This is a genomic window from Rothia santali, from assembly GCF_024199905.1.
Taxonomy (GTDB): Bacteria; Actinomycetota; Actinomycetes; order Actinomycetales; family Micrococcaceae; genus Rothia; species Rothia santali.
Window position 1 is genome coordinate 99,037 of the sequence record NZ_JANAFB010000004.1, and the last position, 15,637, is coordinate 114,673.

Annotated in this window: 17 protein-coding genes and 1 pseudogene; 10 read left to right on the forward strand and 8 right to left on the reverse strand. The window is 72.8% G+C overall.

Annotated features, from left to right (window positions below; all coding sequences use genetic code 11):
• Nucleotides 1-141 precede the first annotated feature (141 nt).
• From NBM05_RS03005 to NBM05_RS03015, 3 genes are all read right to left on the reverse strand, one after another.
• A complete protein-coding gene (locus tag NBM05_RS03005; protein WP_254165017.1) occupies nt 142-801 on the reverse strand; it encodes a nucleotidyl transferase AbiEii/AbiGii toxin family protein in 660 nt (219 codons plus the stop codon).
• Nucleotides 788-1,126 carry a hypothetical protein gene (locus tag NBM05_RS03010; RefSeq protein WP_254165019.1) on the reverse strand — a complete coding sequence of 113 codons (339 nt, stop codon included), beginning with the start codon at nt 1,124-1,126 and terminating at the stop codon, nt 788-790. Before NBM05_RS03010 ends, NBM05_RS03005 begins: the two co-directional genes overlap by 14 nt.
• A gap of 89 nt (nt 1,127-1,215) precedes the next feature.
• Nucleotides 1,216-2,886, reverse strand: a complete 1,671-nt coding sequence (locus tag NBM05_RS03015; protein ID WP_254165020.1) for an amidohydrolase — start codon at nt 2,884-2,886, stop codon at nt 1,216-1,218.
• Nucleotides 2,887-3,083: 197 nt separating this feature from the next.
• On the opposite strand from NBM05_RS03015, the gene NBM05_RS03020 reads away from it, so the two are divergent.
• The 9 genes from NBM05_RS03020 to ccsB all read left to right on the forward strand — a co-directional run bounded on the left by NBM05_RS03020 (nt 3,084) and on the right by ccsB (nt 11,033).
• Entirely contained in the window at nt 3,084-3,791 is a 708-nt protein-coding gene (locus NBM05_RS03020; protein WP_254165021.1) for an Lrp/AsnC family transcriptional regulator, read from the forward strand.
• A gap of 350 nt (nt 3,792-4,141) precedes the next feature.
• Entirely contained in the window at nt 4,142-5,275 is a 1,134-nt protein-coding gene (locus NBM05_RS03025) for a FadR/GntR family transcriptional regulator (protein ID WP_254165022.1), read from the forward strand.
• A gap of 169 nt (nt 5,276-5,444) precedes the next feature.
• Entirely contained in the window at nt 5,445-5,543 is a 99-nt protein-coding gene (locus NBM05_RS03030) for a 30S ribosomal protein bS22 (protein ID WP_003792170.1), read from the forward strand.
• A gap of 106 nt (nt 5,544-5,649) precedes the next feature.
• Nucleotides 5,650-5,925, forward strand: a complete 276-nt coding sequence (locus tag NBM05_RS03035; RefSeq protein WP_254165023.1) for a glutaredoxin family protein — start codon at nt 5,650-5,652, stop codon at nt 5,923-5,925.
• A 36-nt stretch (nt 5,926-5,961) separates the two neighbouring features.
• Nucleotides 5,962-6,639, forward strand: coding sequence for a histidine phosphatase family protein (locus tag NBM05_RS03040; RefSeq protein ID WP_254165024.1), 678 nt, complete (start codon nt 5,962-5,964; stop codon nt 6,637-6,639).
• A 142-nt stretch (nt 6,640-6,781) separates the two neighbouring features.
• Nucleotides 6,782-7,417 (forward strand): TlpA family protein disulfide reductase, encoded by a 636-nt coding sequence (locus NBM05_RS03045; RefSeq protein WP_254165025.1) that lies wholly within the window; start codon nt 6,782-6,784, stop codon nt 7,415-7,417.
• Between the two features lie 7 nt (nt 7,418-7,424).
• Nucleotides 7,425-8,177: a cytochrome c biogenesis CcdA family protein gene (locus NBM05_RS03050; protein WP_254165026.1), complete on the forward strand. Its 753-nt coding sequence runs from the start codon at nt 7,425-7,427 to the stop codon at nt 8,175-8,177.
• A gap of 58 nt (nt 8,178-8,235) precedes the next feature.
• Nucleotides 8,236-9,915, forward strand: coding sequence for a cytochrome c biogenesis protein ResB (gene resB, locus NBM05_RS03055; RefSeq protein ID WP_254165028.1), 1,680 nt, complete (start codon nt 8,236-8,238; stop codon nt 9,913-9,915).
• On the forward strand, nt 9,912-11,033 hold the full coding sequence (ccsB, locus tag NBM05_RS03060) for a c-type cytochrome biogenesis protein CcsB (protein ID WP_254165030.1): 1,122 nt from the start codon (nt 9,912-9,914) through the stop codon (nt 11,031-11,033). The genes resB and ccsB overlap by 4 nt, the downstream gene beginning before the upstream one ends.
• Nucleotides 11,034-11,274: 241 nt before the next feature.
• On the opposite strand, the gene NBM05_RS03065 is transcribed toward ccsB, so the two are convergent.
• Nucleotides 11,275-11,733, reverse strand: a complete 459-nt coding sequence (locus NBM05_RS03065) for a PLD nuclease N-terminal domain-containing protein (protein WP_254165032.1) — start codon at nt 11,731-11,733, stop codon at nt 11,275-11,277.
• Between the two features lie 79 nt (nt 11,734-11,812).
• Here NBM05_RS03065 and NBM05_RS03070 point away from each other — a divergent pair, with 79 nt between their 5' ends.
• Nucleotides 11,813-12,106, forward strand: coding sequence for a DUF4229 domain-containing protein (locus tag NBM05_RS03070; protein WP_254165033.1), 294 nt, complete (start codon nt 11,813-11,815; stop codon nt 12,104-12,106).
• Here the strand turns inward: NBM05_RS03070 and NBM05_RS03075 are convergent.
• The 4 genes and pseudogenes from NBM05_RS03075 to NBM05_RS15790 form a co-directional block, all read right to left on the reverse strand.
• Complete coding sequence (locus tag NBM05_RS03075) at nt 12,103-13,386, reverse strand: MFS transporter (RefSeq protein ID WP_254165034.1); 1,284 nt, start codon at nt 13,384-13,386, stop codon at nt 12,103-12,105. The genes NBM05_RS03070 and NBM05_RS03075 overlap by 4 nt on opposite strands.
• A complete protein-coding gene (locus NBM05_RS03080) occupies nt 13,383-14,267 on the reverse strand; it encodes a 1,4-dihydroxy-2-naphthoate polyprenyltransferase (protein ID WP_254165035.1) in 885 nt (294 codons plus the stop codon). The genes NBM05_RS03075 and NBM05_RS03080 overlap by 4 nt, the downstream gene beginning before the upstream one ends.
• A gap of 170 nt (nt 14,268-14,437) precedes the next feature.
• Nucleotides 14,438-15,052, reverse strand: a complete 615-nt coding sequence (locus NBM05_RS15785) for an AMP-binding enzyme (RefSeq protein WP_373689267.1) — start codon at nt 15,050-15,052, stop codon at nt 14,438-14,440.
• Nucleotides 14,995-15,261, reverse strand: a pseudogene (locus tag NBM05_RS15790) (AMP-binding protein); the annotation flags it as partial. The gene NBM05_RS15785 and the pseudogene NBM05_RS15790, both read right to left, overlap by 58 nt.
• Nucleotides 15,262-15,637 lie beyond the last annotated feature (376 nt).

The window sequence follows — 15,637 nt, forward strand, 5'->3', positions numbered from 1 at the left end:
CCCGGCGGGTTCGACTCCGTCCGAGCTTTGATCCACAATCGTCTATCCCCCTTGCCTTGAATAGGCGAGGGGGATAGGCGCTGCTCACGAAGAGGACAGCGGTACTGAGGGCGCTCGAGGCCTGCCAGGGCCCAGGGGCCTCTATCCGCTGAGAACCTTGCCCCATGCGATCATGCGTTCCCTGATCTCCTCGAACTCGTCCTCGGTGACCCCGTAGGGAGCCACCTCGCCGTATCGGATCTTGCGGACGTCCATGAGCAGCTCGCCGAAGGCGCGTCGATCCAGGCTCGGATCCTGGGCACGGCCGGCCTCCAGCAGGTCTTCATCGGTGAAGCGCCCGGACCGGCGGATCGCGTCGACGTCGAGGAAATCTCTGGGATAGCCCCGGCTGTAGAGGGCGCTGACCTTGCTCCCGACGGCATCCTCGACTGCGAGGACCCGGCCGATGGCCATCCGGACCGGTTGGTGGCCGCGGTAGTCTATTCCGAAGTCCACCTCGAGGCGTTGACCTCCGCGGCTGACTCCCAGGGCCTTGTAGGCGGGGAAGTCGCGGTTGATGTCGACGTCGTATCCGGCGTCGCGTAGCATCGCGACTGCTCGTTCGGTAGCCGGTCCGAAGTCCTGAGCCGATGACATCTCGGTGAACAGGTCCACATCCTCGGTGGGCCGGTCGATGAGTCCGTGCTCGCGCAGCGCTCCCGAGCCGGTGAGCACGAAACCCGGCTTTTGCAGCTGCTCCAGCAGCAGGCGAGTCACCTCCTGCTGGAACCGCAGGTCGCGGATCCGATCAGAGGACGCCATGCGCGTTCTCCGGCAGGTGGTCGGGGAAGCGGGCGCGCCACATCGCACGGACACGGGGAGGGAGGACCATGTCCGTCCAGATGGAGCGCAGCAGCAGTGGATTGAGGTACTTTCCCTGGTCTGCGGCCAGACCTTCGCAGATCACGGCACGGTATCCCATGCGGAGCTCACCCGGATCCTGCAGGCGGATGCGCCGGTCCTCGACCCAATGCAGGGTCACCGGCAGCTCGAGGACGCCTCGCTCCGGTCCCCGCAGGTCCTCCCAGCGCTCGGGAACCGAGTACACCTTCCGGTCACCGAATCCGACCCGGTCTTCGACGGTCATGCTCACGACCTCCTCTCACTCCCTACGCTACCCACGGCCTCCGGCTCCTTCCAGAGGGGACGGGACCGGCCGCCGCATCGCGCTCCGTCTCAGCCCCCGTGGACGCGCTCCCCACCGACCCAGGTCGAGAGGACCTCGACGCCGGCCAGCTCCGTCGCGGGCGTCTCGTACGGGTCCCGCGCGAGCACCGCGAAGTCGGCGCGCTTGCCGGTCTCGAGGCTGCCGATCTCGTCCTCGCGGCCCAGCACGCGCGCCGCGGCGATCGTGTGGCCGCGCAGCGCGGTGTCGAGGGAGACCGCGAGGTCCTCCGGCCCCAGCTGCGTGCCGCGCCGGGTGATGCGCGTGGTCGCCGCCTGGAGGGCCTCCATCGGGCGGGGGTCGGCCACGGGCGCGTCCGAGGAGATCGTGACCTGCACGCCCGCCCGCTCGAACTCGCCCAGCGGGTTGAACCGCTCGCCCGGCGTCCCGATGGCCTGCTCGACGCCCTCGCCCCAGTTGTAGTGGTGCTGCGGCTGGTTGACTGGGTAGATCCCGGCCGCGGCCATCCGGCCGATCTGCTCGGGCGTGGGCAGCCCGCAGTGCTCGATCCGGTGGCGGGCGTCGGCGTCGGGCCGCTCCTCGAGGGCGGACTCGATCGCGGAGATCACCATCTCGAGCGCCGTCGGCGACTGCGAGTGGGTCGCGGTCTGCAGGCCCACCCGGTGGGCCTTGCGGATCATCTCGGCGTAGTCGCGCGGGTCGTGGTAGAGCTGGCCGGTGCGGCACGGGTCCCCGACGTAGCCGTCCGGGAAGTAGGCGGTCCACCCGCCCAGGGTGCCGTCGGAGTAGAACTTGATGCCGGCGAAGCTCAGGTGCTCATTGCCGAACTGGCCGTGCAGGCCCATCTCGATCGCGTCGTCGAGCAGGTGGGAGAGCAGGTACATGCTCACGCGCACCTTCAGGTCCCCGGACTCGGCCAGGCGCAGGTACATGTCGAACTCGCGGCGGCTGACCTGGCAGTCGCCGATGGTCGTGACGCCCCCGGCGAGGAACCTCTCCTGCGCGGCGGCGAGCTGACGGCGGTGCTCCTCGGGCTCGTCGGCGAGGTGGAAGTTGGGGCCGTGGTGGCCGATCTTGACGCCCTCCAGGCCGGTGAGCACGTTGCACGCCGCGTCGGAGAGCTCGCCGGTGAGCTCGCCGTCGGCGTCCCGGAAAAACTCCCCGCCCTGGGGGTTGGGGGTCTCGCGCGTCACGCCGTGCAGCTCGAGGGTGTGGGAGTTCACGACGCCGCCGTGGCCGGAGGCGTTCATGAGGTACACCTCGCGGTCGGTCGAGACCTCGTCCAGCTCGTGGCGGGTCGGGTGCCGGCGCTCGGCGAGGTTGCGCTGCTCGTAGCCGTACCCGCGGATCGGGCGGCCGGCGGGCAGGTCCGCCGCGGCCGCGCGCAGCAGCTCGACGATCTCCGGGATGGAGCCGGCCTTCTCGGGGCCGCAGTCCACCCAGCTCATCATCTGGCCGAGCATGAGCGGGTGGGCGTGGGCGTCCACGAAGCCGGGGACCACCGTGGCCTCGCCGAGGTCTACCAGCTCGGGTTCGAGCGCGCTGAGGCGGGCGGCCGCGGCCCGGCACTCCTCGACGCCGCCGACGTGCCCGATCCGGTCTCCGACCACGAGGAACGCCTCCGGGGTGCCGCCCGCCTCGTCGAGGGCCCGGATGCGGGCGGCCGTGACGATCTGGGGTGCGGTGGGCGCCGGGGCCTGGGTGAACGCGAGCTTGCGCACGGTGGGACTCCTTCGGGTCGGGTGACTTCGAGCATAGCGAGGGCCTCGGGGTGCGGGCGGCAGAACGTTCGACAACGGTTCGCATGTAGACGGAAAGCTGCTGGGAGCCGTCATCTCATCGTGAATCGGCACGGATGCCGGGGTGGTTGAGACGATCTGTCGTTCCGGTCTCGGCCCGGATCTGGGAGGATCGGGCCATGACCGACTTCGACGAGGACCTGCTCCGGGCGCTGCAGGTCGACGGGCGCGCGCAGTTCTCCGCCCTGGCAGCCGAGCTCGGCGTCCACCGGTCCCTCGTGGCCCAGCGCGTCCACGAGCTGCTGGGCTCCGGCGAGCTGCGGGTCCTCGCCGCGGTGCACCCGCGCGTGCTCGGCTTCCCGGTCCAGGCCCACCTCGCGCTGCGCCTCGCCGGGCCCACCGGCCCCGTCTTCGAGCGCCTGCGCGAGCTCGACGCCGTCGTCTACCTCTCCGAGGTCACGGGCGCCTCGCAGGCGGTGGTGGAGGCGTGGGCGTCCTCGCAGGGCGAGCTGGCCCGCACCGTGCACGCGATCCGGGGGATCCCCGGCGTCGTCGAGGTCCAGCTGACGCTGTACGACCGCGTGCTGCGCACCCTGCTGCTGGGCGAGGAGCCGACGGCGCCGGAGGCGTCCCTCGACGACTTCGACGTCGCGCTGATGACGCAGCTGCAGCGGGACGGGCGGCTGACCTTCGGCGAGCTCGCTCGGCGCACGGGGCACTCGCCCTCGGCGTGCCGGAGCCGGGTGCTGCGGCTGCTGGAGGCGCGCGTGATGCGTATCGGCGGGGGGGGGGGGGGCGGCGGGGGGGCCCCCGGGCCCGCGCCTGGGGGCCCTCGCGGGGGGGCCCGGGGTCCCCGGGGGGGGGCCCCCCGCCGAGGCCGAGACTGAGCCCGAGCCGGAGCCCGAGCCTGCGCCCGAGCCCGAGCCCGAGCCCATGACCGGAACTGGGACCGAGCCCGAGACCGAAACCCTGCCTGCCGAAGCCGTCGAGGCCTCCGACGGGCCCGCCTCGTCCCACGATTCACCCTCCGCCGAGCCGGGCCAGGAGCAGCCGGCCGTGGACGCCCTGGCCCGCCCGCAGCGTGACGCGGGGCACGTAGCAGAGAGCAAACCCACAGGTTTTCTGGCTAATCTGTTTGGGAAGCGGCGCGCGAGATAGCCGACCTCGGGGCCGCCTCGCACGCCCCCACGCTCACACCGCACGTCACCGACCCCACGGACGAAAGACTCATCACCGCATGGCTACCGACCGGAAAATACTTCAGTGGCTCGAGAACCAGCTGTTCGACGGCGCCCTGGCCCTCGGCCAGGAGCTGCCGGACGAACGGCACATCGCCTCGGCGATCGGAGCCACCCGGAACGCCACCCACCAGGCGCTCAAGGACCTCGAGACGCTCGGGGTCGTGCGCCTGTTCGAGGGCAAGCGCCGGCAGCTCATCGCCCAGCTGGTGCGCGACCCCGCGGCCAGCGCGGCGCCGGGGCTGAAGCTGCATATGGCCACCGCGGAATACCCGCTGCGGGACATCGTCCACACCCGCGTGCTCATGGAGACGTGGGCGGTGCGCCGCGCCGACCCCGAGCACCCCGCCATGCGCGAGCTCGCCGCGATCATGGACGAGATGGACCGCGAGGACCTCGGCCTGAAGGACTTCCACCGCCTCGAGGTGTCCTTCCACGTCGCGCTCACCCGGCTGGCCGGCAACAGCCTCATCACGGGGCTGACCACCTCGCTGCGGGACTCGGTGTACGAGTACACGATGTCCCTGGTCGGCTACGTCCCGCTGTGGTCCGCCACGGCCACGCGCTTGCGCGCCGAGCACCGGGCCATCTACGCGGCGATCGAGTCGGGGGACAACGAGCTGGCGGCGCGCATGGTCGCCGAGCACATCGAGGGCCATTACCTCGAGGCCGGCGTGGACCCGGACCGGAAGCGGCGGTCCTCGGCCAGCGTCTTCGTCCAGCCGGAGACGGACGCGGAAGGCGAGGTGCAGCCCCTGACCGCCGCCTCGCCCCTGTCGAGCACGGTCGCCGACTCCCGGGCCTCCGACGCCGACCTGCCGGACAGCGCCCCCGCCCGCCGCGAGGGCCTCGGGTCCCTCCGTCCGGGCGCGGGGGAGGAGGGCGACGTCGAGCCGGCGGCCGCCCCGCACGACGCCGGCGAGCCCGCGGGCCTCCGCGGCCAGGGGGAGGCCTCCGGAGCCGAGAAGGCGTTCGGGGCCGCCCCCGAGGAACGGTCAGAGCCCGACGCGGACGAGGAGCGGCCGGACGGCCCGGGGGCGACCCGCGGCGCCCGCGCCGACGAGCCGGAGCACCCGGCCGAGCGCGGCGAGCGGGTCGGAGCGGATTCGAAGAAGTTTGACTCCACCTTGTAAGGTGTGTGAGGAACGTTTTCGGTCTTGCCGGCGGCTCTGCCCGCCGGAGCCGTGAACAAGCGTTTTGACCACAGGCCTCGTCCGGTCCCGGACCAGGGGGCCGGCACATGCCGTGGCGGTGGCGCAGCAGCGCCCCGTACGGTGAATCGACACGCAAGGTAGGGATCCTATGGGTTCAGTCATCAAGAAGCGCCGCAAGCGCATGGCCAAGAAGAAGCACCGCAAGCTGCTTCGCAAGACCCGCCACCAGCGCCGCAACAAGAAGTAGACGCCCCGGCGTCGCGCAGTCTTCGGCCGCACACCTCGTCAGACGGTGCGCGGCCGAAGCCGTACCCGGGGTCCGTCCGCCCGCCCGGGCCGGATACCCTGGGAGCATGAGCCACACCGCCCCCACCATCGAGCTGCTGACCAGCCCCGGGTGCCACCTGTGCGAGGCCGCCCGCGCGGACCTCGATCAGGTCGTCGAGCCCCTGGGCCTGACCTGGACCGAGGTCGACGTCACCCTGGACCCGGAGCTGCTGCGCCGGTTCGCCGAGGAGATCCCGGTCGTCATGATCGAGGGCGTCCCGCGCGACTTCTGGCGCGTCGACCGCCCCCGGATCACCCGGATCCTGACAGGCCTGCTCGAGGGGCGCGACCCCGAGGCCTGAGCCCGCCTCCCCGCCCGCCGCCACGATTCGAGGATCATGAGCCACTCCGCCACCGTCCACCTGCTCCGCCACGGCGAGGTGCACAACCCCGACCGCATCGTCTACGGCCGCCTGCCCGGCTACCACCTCTCGGAGCGGGGCCGGGCGATGGCCCGCCTGGCCGCCGAGGAGCTGCGCCGCCGGGCCGACGACGGCGCCGCGATCGTCCACCTCGCGATCTCGCCGCTGACCCGCACCCGGGAGACCGCCGCGCCGATCGAGGAGCTCCTGGGCCTGCAGGCCCGCCCCGACGAGCGCCTCCTCGAGGCCGGGAACCACTTCGAGGGCCTGCACGTGAACCGCGACGAGCTGCTGCGCAACCCCCGGCACTGGCCCCGCCTCCTGAACCCGCTGCGGCCCTCCTGGGGCGAGCCCTACCGGGAGCAGGTCCGGCGCATGTCCGAGGCGGTCAAGGACGCCGCGGCGGAGGCGGTGCGGATCGGCGGCGACGGCGCGGAGGCCGTGCTCGTCTCCCACCAGCTGCCGATCTGGATGGTCCGCAGCGGCGTCGAGGGCCGGCCCCTGCCGCACGACCCCCGCACCCGCCAGTGCAACCTCGCCTCCCTCACGTCCCTGAGGTTCGACGACGTCCGCGCGCCGGGGCGCCCCTCGGTCGCCTACTGCGAGCCCGCCGCGGAGCTCTATTCAGGGGTCATTCAGCTTCCCGGCTCATAATGGAGACCGCATTCCGGCGTCCGGGCGCACGCCAGGATCCCGGGCGCGCCCGCGGTCCGGACCGGCCGCCGTCGGCCGTCTCAGGCCCCGCCGGATCCCGCCCGCGCCGCCCACGAGTCACCAACACCTTCGAGAAAGACTTATGCCCGCCTCCACTCCCCGCCGCCTGACCCGCAGGGGCCTGTTCGTCGCCGCCACCGCCGCCGTCGGGGCGGTCGCGCTGTCGGCCTGCTCGAGCGACGACTCCGGCCTCGCCGAGCAGGCGGACTCCGCCGACGGCAAAGGCTACATCTCCGGCGACGGCACGGTGACCGAGTACCGGGAGGACGAGCGGGGCGAGCCCGTGGTCTTCTCCGGGAAGCTGTTCACCGGCGAGGAGGTCACGGGGGAGTCGCTGCGCGGCGCGCCCGCGGTGGTCAACTTCTGGTACGCCGGCTGCGCGCCCTGCCGGGCCGAGGCCCCGCACCTGCGGGCCCTGCACGACGAGTTCGGGGACGGCGTCGGCTTCCTTGGCGTGAACCTGAGGGACGAGCGCGGCACGGCCGAGGCCTTCGAGCGCAACTTCGGCATCGACTACCCCTCGATCGAGGACCGGGCCGGGGGAGTCCTCATGGACCTCTCCAACTTCGTCCCGGCCCAGGCCGTGCCCACGACCCTGGTCCTCGACCCCGAGGGCCGGGTCTCCGCCCGCGTCCTGGGGCAGATCGACGAGTCGGTCCTGCGCACGCTGATCGACGACGTGCTGCCCGGCGGGGGCAGCGGCTCGGGCGACGAGTAGGACCGGGATGGACTTCTCCTTCGGTTCCGTGGTGATGGACGGCTCGCTCTGGGCGGCCGTCCCCCTCGCGGCCCTGGCCGGGCTCATCTCCTTCGCCTCCCCGTGCGTCCTGCCCCTGGTCCCCGGCTACCTCGGCTACGTCACCGGCCTGACCGGCTCCGACCTGCAGCGCAGCCGCCGGGGCCGGATGGTCCTGGGAACGGGTCTGTTCGTCCTCGGGTTCTCCGTGGTCTTCGTCCTGATGTCGGTGGTGCTCGCGCAGATCGGCGCCGCGCCGTGGGTCAGGGGCCACACCTGGATCAACGTCGTCCTGGGGGTCCTGGTGATCCTCCTGGGCGTCGTCTTCATGGGCGGGTTCTCCTGGTTCCAGCGCGAGCGCAAGATCCACGCCCGGCCCCCGTCGGGCCTGTGGGGGGCGCCCATCCTGGGCATCACCTTCGGCCTCGGCTGGGCGCCGTGCATCGGACCGACCTTCGCCGCCGTGCAGACCCTCGTCTACGTCGAGGGGCCCAGCAGCGCGAAGGCCATCACCCTGACCCTGATCTACTGCCTCGGGCTCGGGATCCCGTTCCTGCTGATCGCCCTGGGGTTCCGCCGCTCCGCCGAGATGTTCTCCTTCCTCCGCCGGCACCGCCGGGCGCTGCAGGTGACCGGCGGGGCCGTCCTGGTCCTCATCGGCGTCATGATCGCCACGGGGCTCTGGAACTCCCTGATGTCCTGGGTCCAGGCCGCGCTCCCGGGATACGAGCTTCCCGTATGAGCGCGGACGCCCGCCCGAGAGGACCCAGAACCACCGCGATGAGACCGGAAGAGTGCGCATGAGTACAGAGAAGAAGGCAGCGACGGACGCCCCGGCGCTCGGCCCGATCGGCATGCTGCGCTGGGCCTGGCGCCAGCTGACCAAGATGAACACGGCACTGTTCCTGCTCCTGCTGCTCGCCGTGGCCGCCGTGCCCGGCTCGATCTTCCCGCAGAACATCCAGGACCCCGCCCGGGTCCAGGACTACCTGGACCAGCACCCCACCTGGGGGCCGATCGCCGAGAACCTCCAGCTGTTCGACGTCTTCTCCTCGGTGTGGTTCTCCGCGATCTACATCCTGCTCTTCGTCTCCCTGGTCGGCTGCGTCGTGCCCCGCGCGCTCAAGCACGCCAAGGAGTACCGCGCCAAGCCGCCGCGCACCCCGCGCAACCTCTCCCGGATGCCGCAGCACCGGGTGCTGACCATCCCCGCCGAGTCGCTCGAGGACGGCCGGGAGCTCACCGCGGCGTCGGCTGCCGCCCAGGCCCGGGACATCCTCAGGCGGCGCCGCTACCGCACCGAGCTGCGCGGCGAGGACTCGGCGGAGCCGAACGTCGCCGCCGAGCGCGGGATGTTCCGCGAGCTCGGCAACCTCGTGTTCCACACGGCCATGATCGGGGTGCTGATCGGCATGGCCATCGGCTCGCTGTTCGGCTACAGCGGGCAGAAGATCGTGGTGCAGGACGAGTCCTTCGTCAACACCCTGGTCAGCTACGACTCCTTCACCCCGGGCACCAACTTCAACCCCGACTGGCTGCACAACTTCTCCCTGACGCTGGACAGCTTCGACGTCGAGTTCGACCGCCAGCCCGGCTCGCCCACCTACGCCCAGCCGCTGGACTTCGAGGCCGGCGTGACCGTGCGCGCGGACAGCGACTCCGAGCCCACCGAGGAGACGCTCAAGGTCAACTCCCCGCTCACGGTGGACGGCAACCGGGTCTACCTCGCGGGCAACGGCTACGCGCCGATCGTGAAGGTCAACGACGGCGAGGGCAACCTCGCCTACGAGGGCCCCATCGTGACCCTGACGACCGACCAGAACTACACCTCCTCGATCGTCCTCAAGGTGCCCGACGCCGCCCCGGACCAGCTCGGCTTCGTCGGCATGTTCCTGCCCACGGCGGTGCTGGAGGACGGCCAGGTCCCGTACTCGGCCGACCCGGTGCTGGCCAACCCGGCCCTGGTGCTCGCCTCCTACTCGGGCGACCTGGGGCTGGACGGCGGCACCCCGCAGAACGTCTACGTCCTGGACACCGAGGGCCTCGACGAGCTGAACTCGATGCAGTCCGCGGACGGCGGGATCGTGCTGACCCAGGAGGACAACTCCTATCAGCTGCCCGACGGCAAGGGCAGCATCGAGTTCGAGGGCGTCACGCGCTACGTCGGGCTCGACGTCCACTACGACCCGGGCAAGCCCGTGGTCCTCGTGTCCTTCCTCCTGGCCTTCGCCGGGCTGCTGATCTCGCTGTTCGTCGCCCGACGCCGCGCGTGGGTCAAGGCCCGCGAGACGGTCGACGCGGACGGGCGCCGCGCCGTCGTCGTCGAGTACGGGCTCCTGGCCCGCGGCGAGGACCCGCGCCTGGCGCACGAGGCGGACCGGCTCACCGAGCTCTTCGCCCAGCAATGGGGTCTAGAATTCAGCGAGGACGCAGCGCCCCGCTCGACGCCGCTGTCCGCGGCCCAGAAAGGTGCATCATGACCATCAATGAAAGCCTGGCCCAGTGGAGCGAGCTGTCGATGCTCCTGGCCGCCGTGACCTACCTGGTCGCGTTCATCGCGTTCACCTGGGACATCGCCTCCCACTCGAAGGCGGCGCGCCGGGCCGACGCCGCGGGCCGCCGCGCGGAGTCCGCCAAGCGGCCCGCGATGGCCGGGGCGGGCCCCGCCGCCGAGCGCGGATCCGCCGCCGGGTTCGACGATGCCGGGTCCGGCACCCTCTCCGGGACCGAGGACGACGCCGCCCAGGACTCCTGGCCCGTCGACTCCTCGATGCCCGGGGACCTGGACCGCGTCTCCGGCCGCAGGACGGCCGACGACTCGATGGTCTACTCCGGCGCCCGGCGCCCGGCGGCCAACGTGGCCGTGGCGGTCATGGTGATCGGCGTGCTGATCCACCTCGCGGGCGTGCTGACCCGCGGCCTCGCCGCCTCGCGCGTGCCGTGGGGCAACATGTACGAGTTCTGCACCACGGGCGCGCTCGTGGTCTCGGTGGTCTTCCTGATCGCGCTGATCTTCCGCGACCTGCGCTTCGTGGGGACCCTGGTCTCCGGCCTCGCGGTGGTCATGATGGTCGCGGCGACCATCGGGTTCCCGACGCCGGTGGGCCACCTCCAGCCGGCCCTCCAGTCCTACTGGCTCGTCATCCACGTCTCCGTGGCCGTGATGGCCAGCGGGGTCTTCACCATCACCTTCGCCCTCGCGGTGCTCCAGCTCATGCAGACCCGGCGGGAGCGCCGGCTCGCCGAGGGCGGGGCCGACCGGATGCCGTTCATGCGGCTCGTGCCCTCGGCGCGGGCGCTGGAGAACTTCGCGTTCCGCCTCAACACCGTGGGCTTCGTGATGTGGACCTTCACCCTCGCGATGGGGGCCATCTGGGCCGAGCAGGCGTGGGGCCGCTACTGGGGCTGGGACACCAAGGAGGTCTGGACCTTCGTGATCTGGGTCGTCTACGCCGCCTACCTGCACGCCCGCGCGACCCGCGGCTGGACCGGGCCCCGCTCGGCCTGGCTGTCGATCATCGGCTACCTGTGCATCATCTTCAACTTCACGGTGGTCAACGTCTTCTTCTCGGGGCTGCACTCCTACTCGGGGCTGTGAGGCGCGCCGGCCCGGGGCATCAGCGCCGGGCCGGCCGGGCCGGAACGTACTCGCCGGCCCGGGACGTGCGCGCCGCTCCGGCGTCGTGACCGAAGAGGACGACGCGAGGAAGGGCCCCGGATCCGTGGTGGATCCGGGGCCCTTCGCGGGTGTGGGGGGAGTGGCTTCCGCCGGTGAGGGGGAGTTGGACGTCCCCGATGAGGGGAACCGGGGGTAGCGTGCGCTGTGGCGGGACCCGTCCCTAGCGGCCGCGGTCCTCGCGCGGGCCGTCGTCGTCCCGGTCGCTCGGGGTGGGATCAGTCGCCTCGTCGTCGTCCGGGGGGTGGTTGCCGTTCGTTCCGCCGCCGCGCTCACGCTGGCGGCGCTTCTCCTCCTCGCGCCGGGCGCGCTCCTCGTCGGCGCGGCGGCGCTGGGCCTGTTTGGCCAGGAACTCGAGGTAGGAGGCGTCGTCGTCCGGGGCGGCGGCGCGGGCCGAGCCCGGGGCCTCCCGGGTGACCACGCGGGAGCCCGAGGAGCGCTCCGTGCCGAAGAACAGCCACAGCCCGGGCCCGATCACGGGGAACAGCAGCGCGATGATCACCCACAGGGGTTTGGAGACCGCCTTGATCCGCTCCCGGGAGGTGCGGGAGATGTCGAGGACGGCGTAGATGGTAAGCCCCACGATGAGGGCCCCCGCGGCGATGATCAGGACTGCTCGCATGCGTCCATTCTACCGGTACAACCTGGGGGTTGACCGGTACCGAGGCGGCATTCAGGCAAGCCGGGTACCATGTCCTCCCGTGAGCTTCTTGTACTACACCCTCGTGCGCTTCGGCATCATGGCAGTGGTGTTCTGCGCCTGCGCCTGGTTCGGCACGGGACTCGTCCTGGCCGGCGTCTTCGCGGTGATCATCGGATTCGCCGTCTCCTACCTGGCCTTCCCCCGGCTGCACGCCGCGGCGGGACGGGACTTCGCCCGGCTGTGGCACCGCCTCGCGCCCCAGCGGCGCCGCAGCACGGTGGCCTCCCGGGACGCGGAGGCCGAGGACTCCTACGTCGACGAGCGGCTGCGCCGCGAGGGCCGCGAGGTCTAGGCGGCCGGCTGCCCGATCTTCCGGTCGCGCCCGGCCAGGCCGCCCGCGACGAACTGGAGAACCACCAGGACCAGCAGGCCCCACAGGACGGTCGCCCAGGTCCCCGTGGCCTCGGCGATCCAGCCCGTCAGCAGCGGCCCGGCCGCGGCCATGAGGTAGCCGAGGCACTGCGCCATCCCGGACAGCCGCATGGTCTGCCCGGGGCTCGCCGTGCGCAGCCCGATCATGGCCAGCGAGAGGGAGAAGCCGCCGCCGCAGCCGATGCCGGCCAGGCCGACCCACACCACGGCAGCCTGCGGCAGGACCAGGGCGCCGACGATCCCGACGATCAGGCACCCGGCCAGCGTCATGGCGAGCCAGCTCTGCGAGCGCCAGCGCTCGGCCAGGAAGGTGACGCTCAGGTTGCCGGCGATCCCGACGATCTGCATCGTGAACATGTGCCACCCCGCGACCGAGGCGTCGTTGCCGATCTCCGCCTCCATGCTGGGCAGCCAGGTGCTCAGGGTGTAGAAGATGATCGACTGGCCGCCCATGAAGACGGTGACCTGCCAGGCGATGGGGGAGCGCAGCATCGAGACCCTGCGGCTGGCCAGGGGCTCCGCCGCGGCCGCGACGGACGGCATCGCGCCGGTCACCGCCTCCGCGACGGACATCCGCTTCGCCCCGGGGCCCCGGCCGGAGCGGCGGGCGTCGCGGGTCAGGAAGACCCACCACACCGCGCAGACGAGCGGAATCAGGGCCCACAGGGCCAGGGCGGTGCGCCACGCGCCGGGGAGGACCTCGGCCAGCGGCGCGGTCAGACCCGCCGAGAGCCCCGCGCTGACGGAGACCACGGCCGTGTACAGGCCGGTCATGACCGAGATGTACCGGGAGAAGTCGCGCTTGACGATCACCGGCACCAGCACGTTGGCGATCGCGATGCCCGCCCCCACGCACAGGGTCCCGATCCACAGCAGGGCGATGCCCGGCGTCGAGCGGGCCAGGATGCCCAGCCCGAGGACGAGGAGGGCGACCAGGAGCACCCGCTCGACGCCGAGCCGCTGGGCGGGTACGGAGATCAGCGGGGAGAGCAGGGCGAAGGCGAACAGGGGCAGCGCCCCGAGCAGGCCCAGGCCGGCCGCGTTGAGCCCGGTCGCCTGGCCCATCTGGTCCAGCACCGGGCCGATCGAGGTCAGCGCGGGCCGCAGGCACGAGGCGATCAGCAGGATCACCACGAACCAGGCGACGGTGACCTTGCGGGCGCCGTGGGGCCGGGCCGCGTCGTCCTGTGCGCCGCTCACGCCGCCCACGCGCCGATCACGCCGGCGAGCAGGAGCAGCACCGCGAAGACCAGGCTCAGGATGCCTGTCTGCTTGAGGACGGGGATCAGGGCCCGCTCCCGGCGGGTGACGAGCACGGTGCGCGCGGCGGCCCAGGCCAGCGGCAGGGCCAGGTAGACCAGCAGGGTCCAGGGGTTCTGCGGCACGGCGAAGAGCATGAGGGCGAAGGCCAGCCCGAGCTCGACGGCGTACGCGAGCCGGGCGGCGGGGGCCCCGATCCGCACGGCGAGGGTGAGCTTGCCCGCCTCGAGGTCGGTGGGGACGTCGCGGAGGTTGTTGGCCATGAGCAGGGCGCAGGCGATCAGGCCCATGGCGACCGCGGCGAGCACGGCGGTCAGGGACAGTCGCTCGGCCTGGACGTAGAGCGTGCCGAGGGTCGCGACGAGGCCGAAGTAGACGAAGACGAAGAGGTCGCCGAGGCCGAGGTAGCCGTAGGGGCGCTTGCCGCCGGTGTACCCCCAGGCGGCCAGGACGGCGGAGGCCCCGATGACGAGGAACCACCACTGGCGGGTCTCGGTGATCAGGACGAGACCGGCCACCATGGCCGCGGCGAAGCACAGGAAGGCCGCGAGCTTGACCTGGCCCGGGCGGGCCGCCCCGGAGCCGGTGAGCCGCAGCGGTCCGACCCGCTGCTCGTCGGTGCCCTTGATGCCGTCCGAGTAGTCGTTGGCGTAGTTGACGCCGATCTGGAGGAAGAGCGCCACGAGCAGGGCGAGGAACGCCCGGCCGGGATGGAAGGCCCCCAGGGAGACCGCCGCGGCGGTTCCGGCGACCACGGGGGCGACGGCCAACGGCAGCGTCCGCAGGCGCGCGCCCTCTATCCACTCTCCAACTGAGGCCACGGAAAGGCCCTCCTCATCCGGTATCGGCGATTGATCGGCTCCCATTGTCTCACCTCGCGCGGGGGCGCCCGGTCGCACCGGGGCGGCACGGGTCCCGGGTCCGCCGGGGCCGGGCGGGACTCCGTGGGGCGGGGGCTGGGCGTCGCTTCTGGCCCCCGCGGGAGCCCGTCTCAGGGGTGTCCCTCCCCGGGCGGGCGGGTGGCCGGGCGGGGCGCGCCCTCGCGCGCCGCGGCCAGCAGCCGGGCCGCGGCCGCCCGGTCGGGCTTGCCGGTGCTCGCGGCCGGCAGCTCGTCGAGGACCAGCAGGGTCTTCGGCGCGGCGGCCCGCCCCAGCGCCCCCGCCACCCGTTCCCGGAGCCCCGCGGGGTCCACGGCCGCACCGGGCCGGCGCGAGACGACGGCCGCGACCGCCGTCCCCCATCGCTCGTCCGGGATCCCCACCACGAGGGCCTCCCGCACCCCGGGTCCTCCTCCAGGGCCGCGGCCACGGCGCGGGCCGAGACCTTCACGCCCCCGGTGATGACGACGTCGTCGGCCCGCCCCGTCACGCTCAGCCGCGGTCCGGAGCCGTCGCCGGGGTCCCGGAGGACGCCGAGGTCGTCGGTCCGGTACCAGCGGGTGCCCTCGGCGTCGCGCGCGAAGTGCCCGGCGGTGCGGGCGGCGTCGTCGAGGTAGCCGTGGGCGACCACGGGGCCGCCGAGCCAGACGCGGCCCGGCTGCGGGGAGCCCGCCGGCCCCTCCACGCGGACCTCGACGCCGGGCAGCGGGACGCCGTCGTACACGCACCCGCCCGCGGTCTCGGCGCTGCCGTAGGTCAGCACCAGCGGAAGCCCCAGCTCCTCGCAGCGGCGCAGCAGCGGGCCCGAGGCCGGGGCGCCGCCGAGCAGGATCGCGCGGAACGAGCGCAGGGCCTCCAGCAGCTCGTCGGCGGGGACCTGCCCGGCGTCGGCGGCCTCGAGCAGGGCGTGGACCTGCGTGGGCACGAGCGAGGTCATGCGCGGGCCGGCTCCGAGGGCCTCGGCGCCGGCGAGGAAGGCGGCGGCCGTGAAGCCCGGGGCTGCACCGAGGCCTGACGCGGCATCGCGGCCCGATACGTCACCGGCGCCAGGGCCGACCGAAGGCAGGACCACGGGCTCGGTCCCCGCCAGGACCGACCGGGCGAGGACCTGTGCCCCGGCGACGTAGTGCACCGGCAGTGAGAGCAGCCAGGAGGCCCCGTCGGAGGAGGTCGCGGCGGCGGTGGCCGAGCCCGAGGCCCGCAGCGCCCCGGCGGAGAGCACGGTGCGCTTGGGGGTGCCGGTCGAGCCGGAGGTCGCCACGACCAGGGCGGGGCGCTCGTCGGAGCCGTCCGCGGTCCGCGCGGCCCGGACG

Bases quoted from the DNA above. Each gene is read 5' to 3' on its own strand.
- resB (WP_254165028.1), top strand. From the start codon at position 8,236: ATGAGTACAGAGAAGAAGGCAGCGACGGACGCCCCGGCGCTCGGCCCG.
- NBM05_RS03005 (WP_254165017.1), bottom strand. From the start codon at position 801: ATGGCGTCCTCTGATCGGATCCGCGACCTGCGGTTCCAGCAGGAGGTG.
- NBM05_RS03030 (WP_003792170.1), top strand. From the start codon at position 5,445: ATGGGTTCAGTCATCAAGAAGCGCCGCAAGCGCATGGCCAAGAAGAAG.
- NBM05_RS03010 (WP_254165019.1), bottom strand. From the start codon at position 1,126: ATGACCGTCGAAGACCGGGTCGGATTCGGTGACCGGAAGGTGTACTCG.
- NBM05_RS03065 (WP_254165032.1), bottom strand. From the start codon at position 11,733: ATGCGAGCAGTCCTGATCATCGCCGCGGGGGCCCTCATCGTGGGGCTT.
- NBM05_RS03035 (WP_254165023.1), top strand. From the start codon at position 5,650: ATGAGCCACACCGCCCCCACCATCGAGCTGCTGACCAGCCCCGGGTGC.
- NBM05_RS03020 (WP_254165021.1), top strand. From the start codon at position 3,084: ATGACCGACTTCGACGAGGACCTGCTCCGGGCGCTGCAGGTCGACGGG.
- NBM05_RS03050 (WP_254165026.1), top strand. From the start codon at position 7,425: ATGGACTTCTCCTTCGGTTCCGTGGTGATGGACGGCTCGCTCTGGGCG.
- NBM05_RS03040 (WP_254165024.1), top strand. From the start codon at position 5,962: ATGAGCCACTCCGCCACCGTCCACCTGCTCCGCCACGGCGAGGTGCAC.
- ccsB (WP_254165030.1), top strand. From the start codon at position 9,912: ATGACCATCAATGAAAGCCTGGCCCAGTGGAGCGAGCTGTCGATGCTC.
- NBM05_RS03045 (WP_254165025.1), top strand. From the start codon at position 6,782: ATGCCCGCCTCCACTCCCCGCCGCCTGACCCGCAGGGGCCTGTTCGTC.
- NBM05_RS03025 (WP_254165022.1), top strand. From the start codon at position 4,142: ATGGCTACCGACCGGAAAATACTTCAGTGGCTCGAGAACCAGCTGTTC.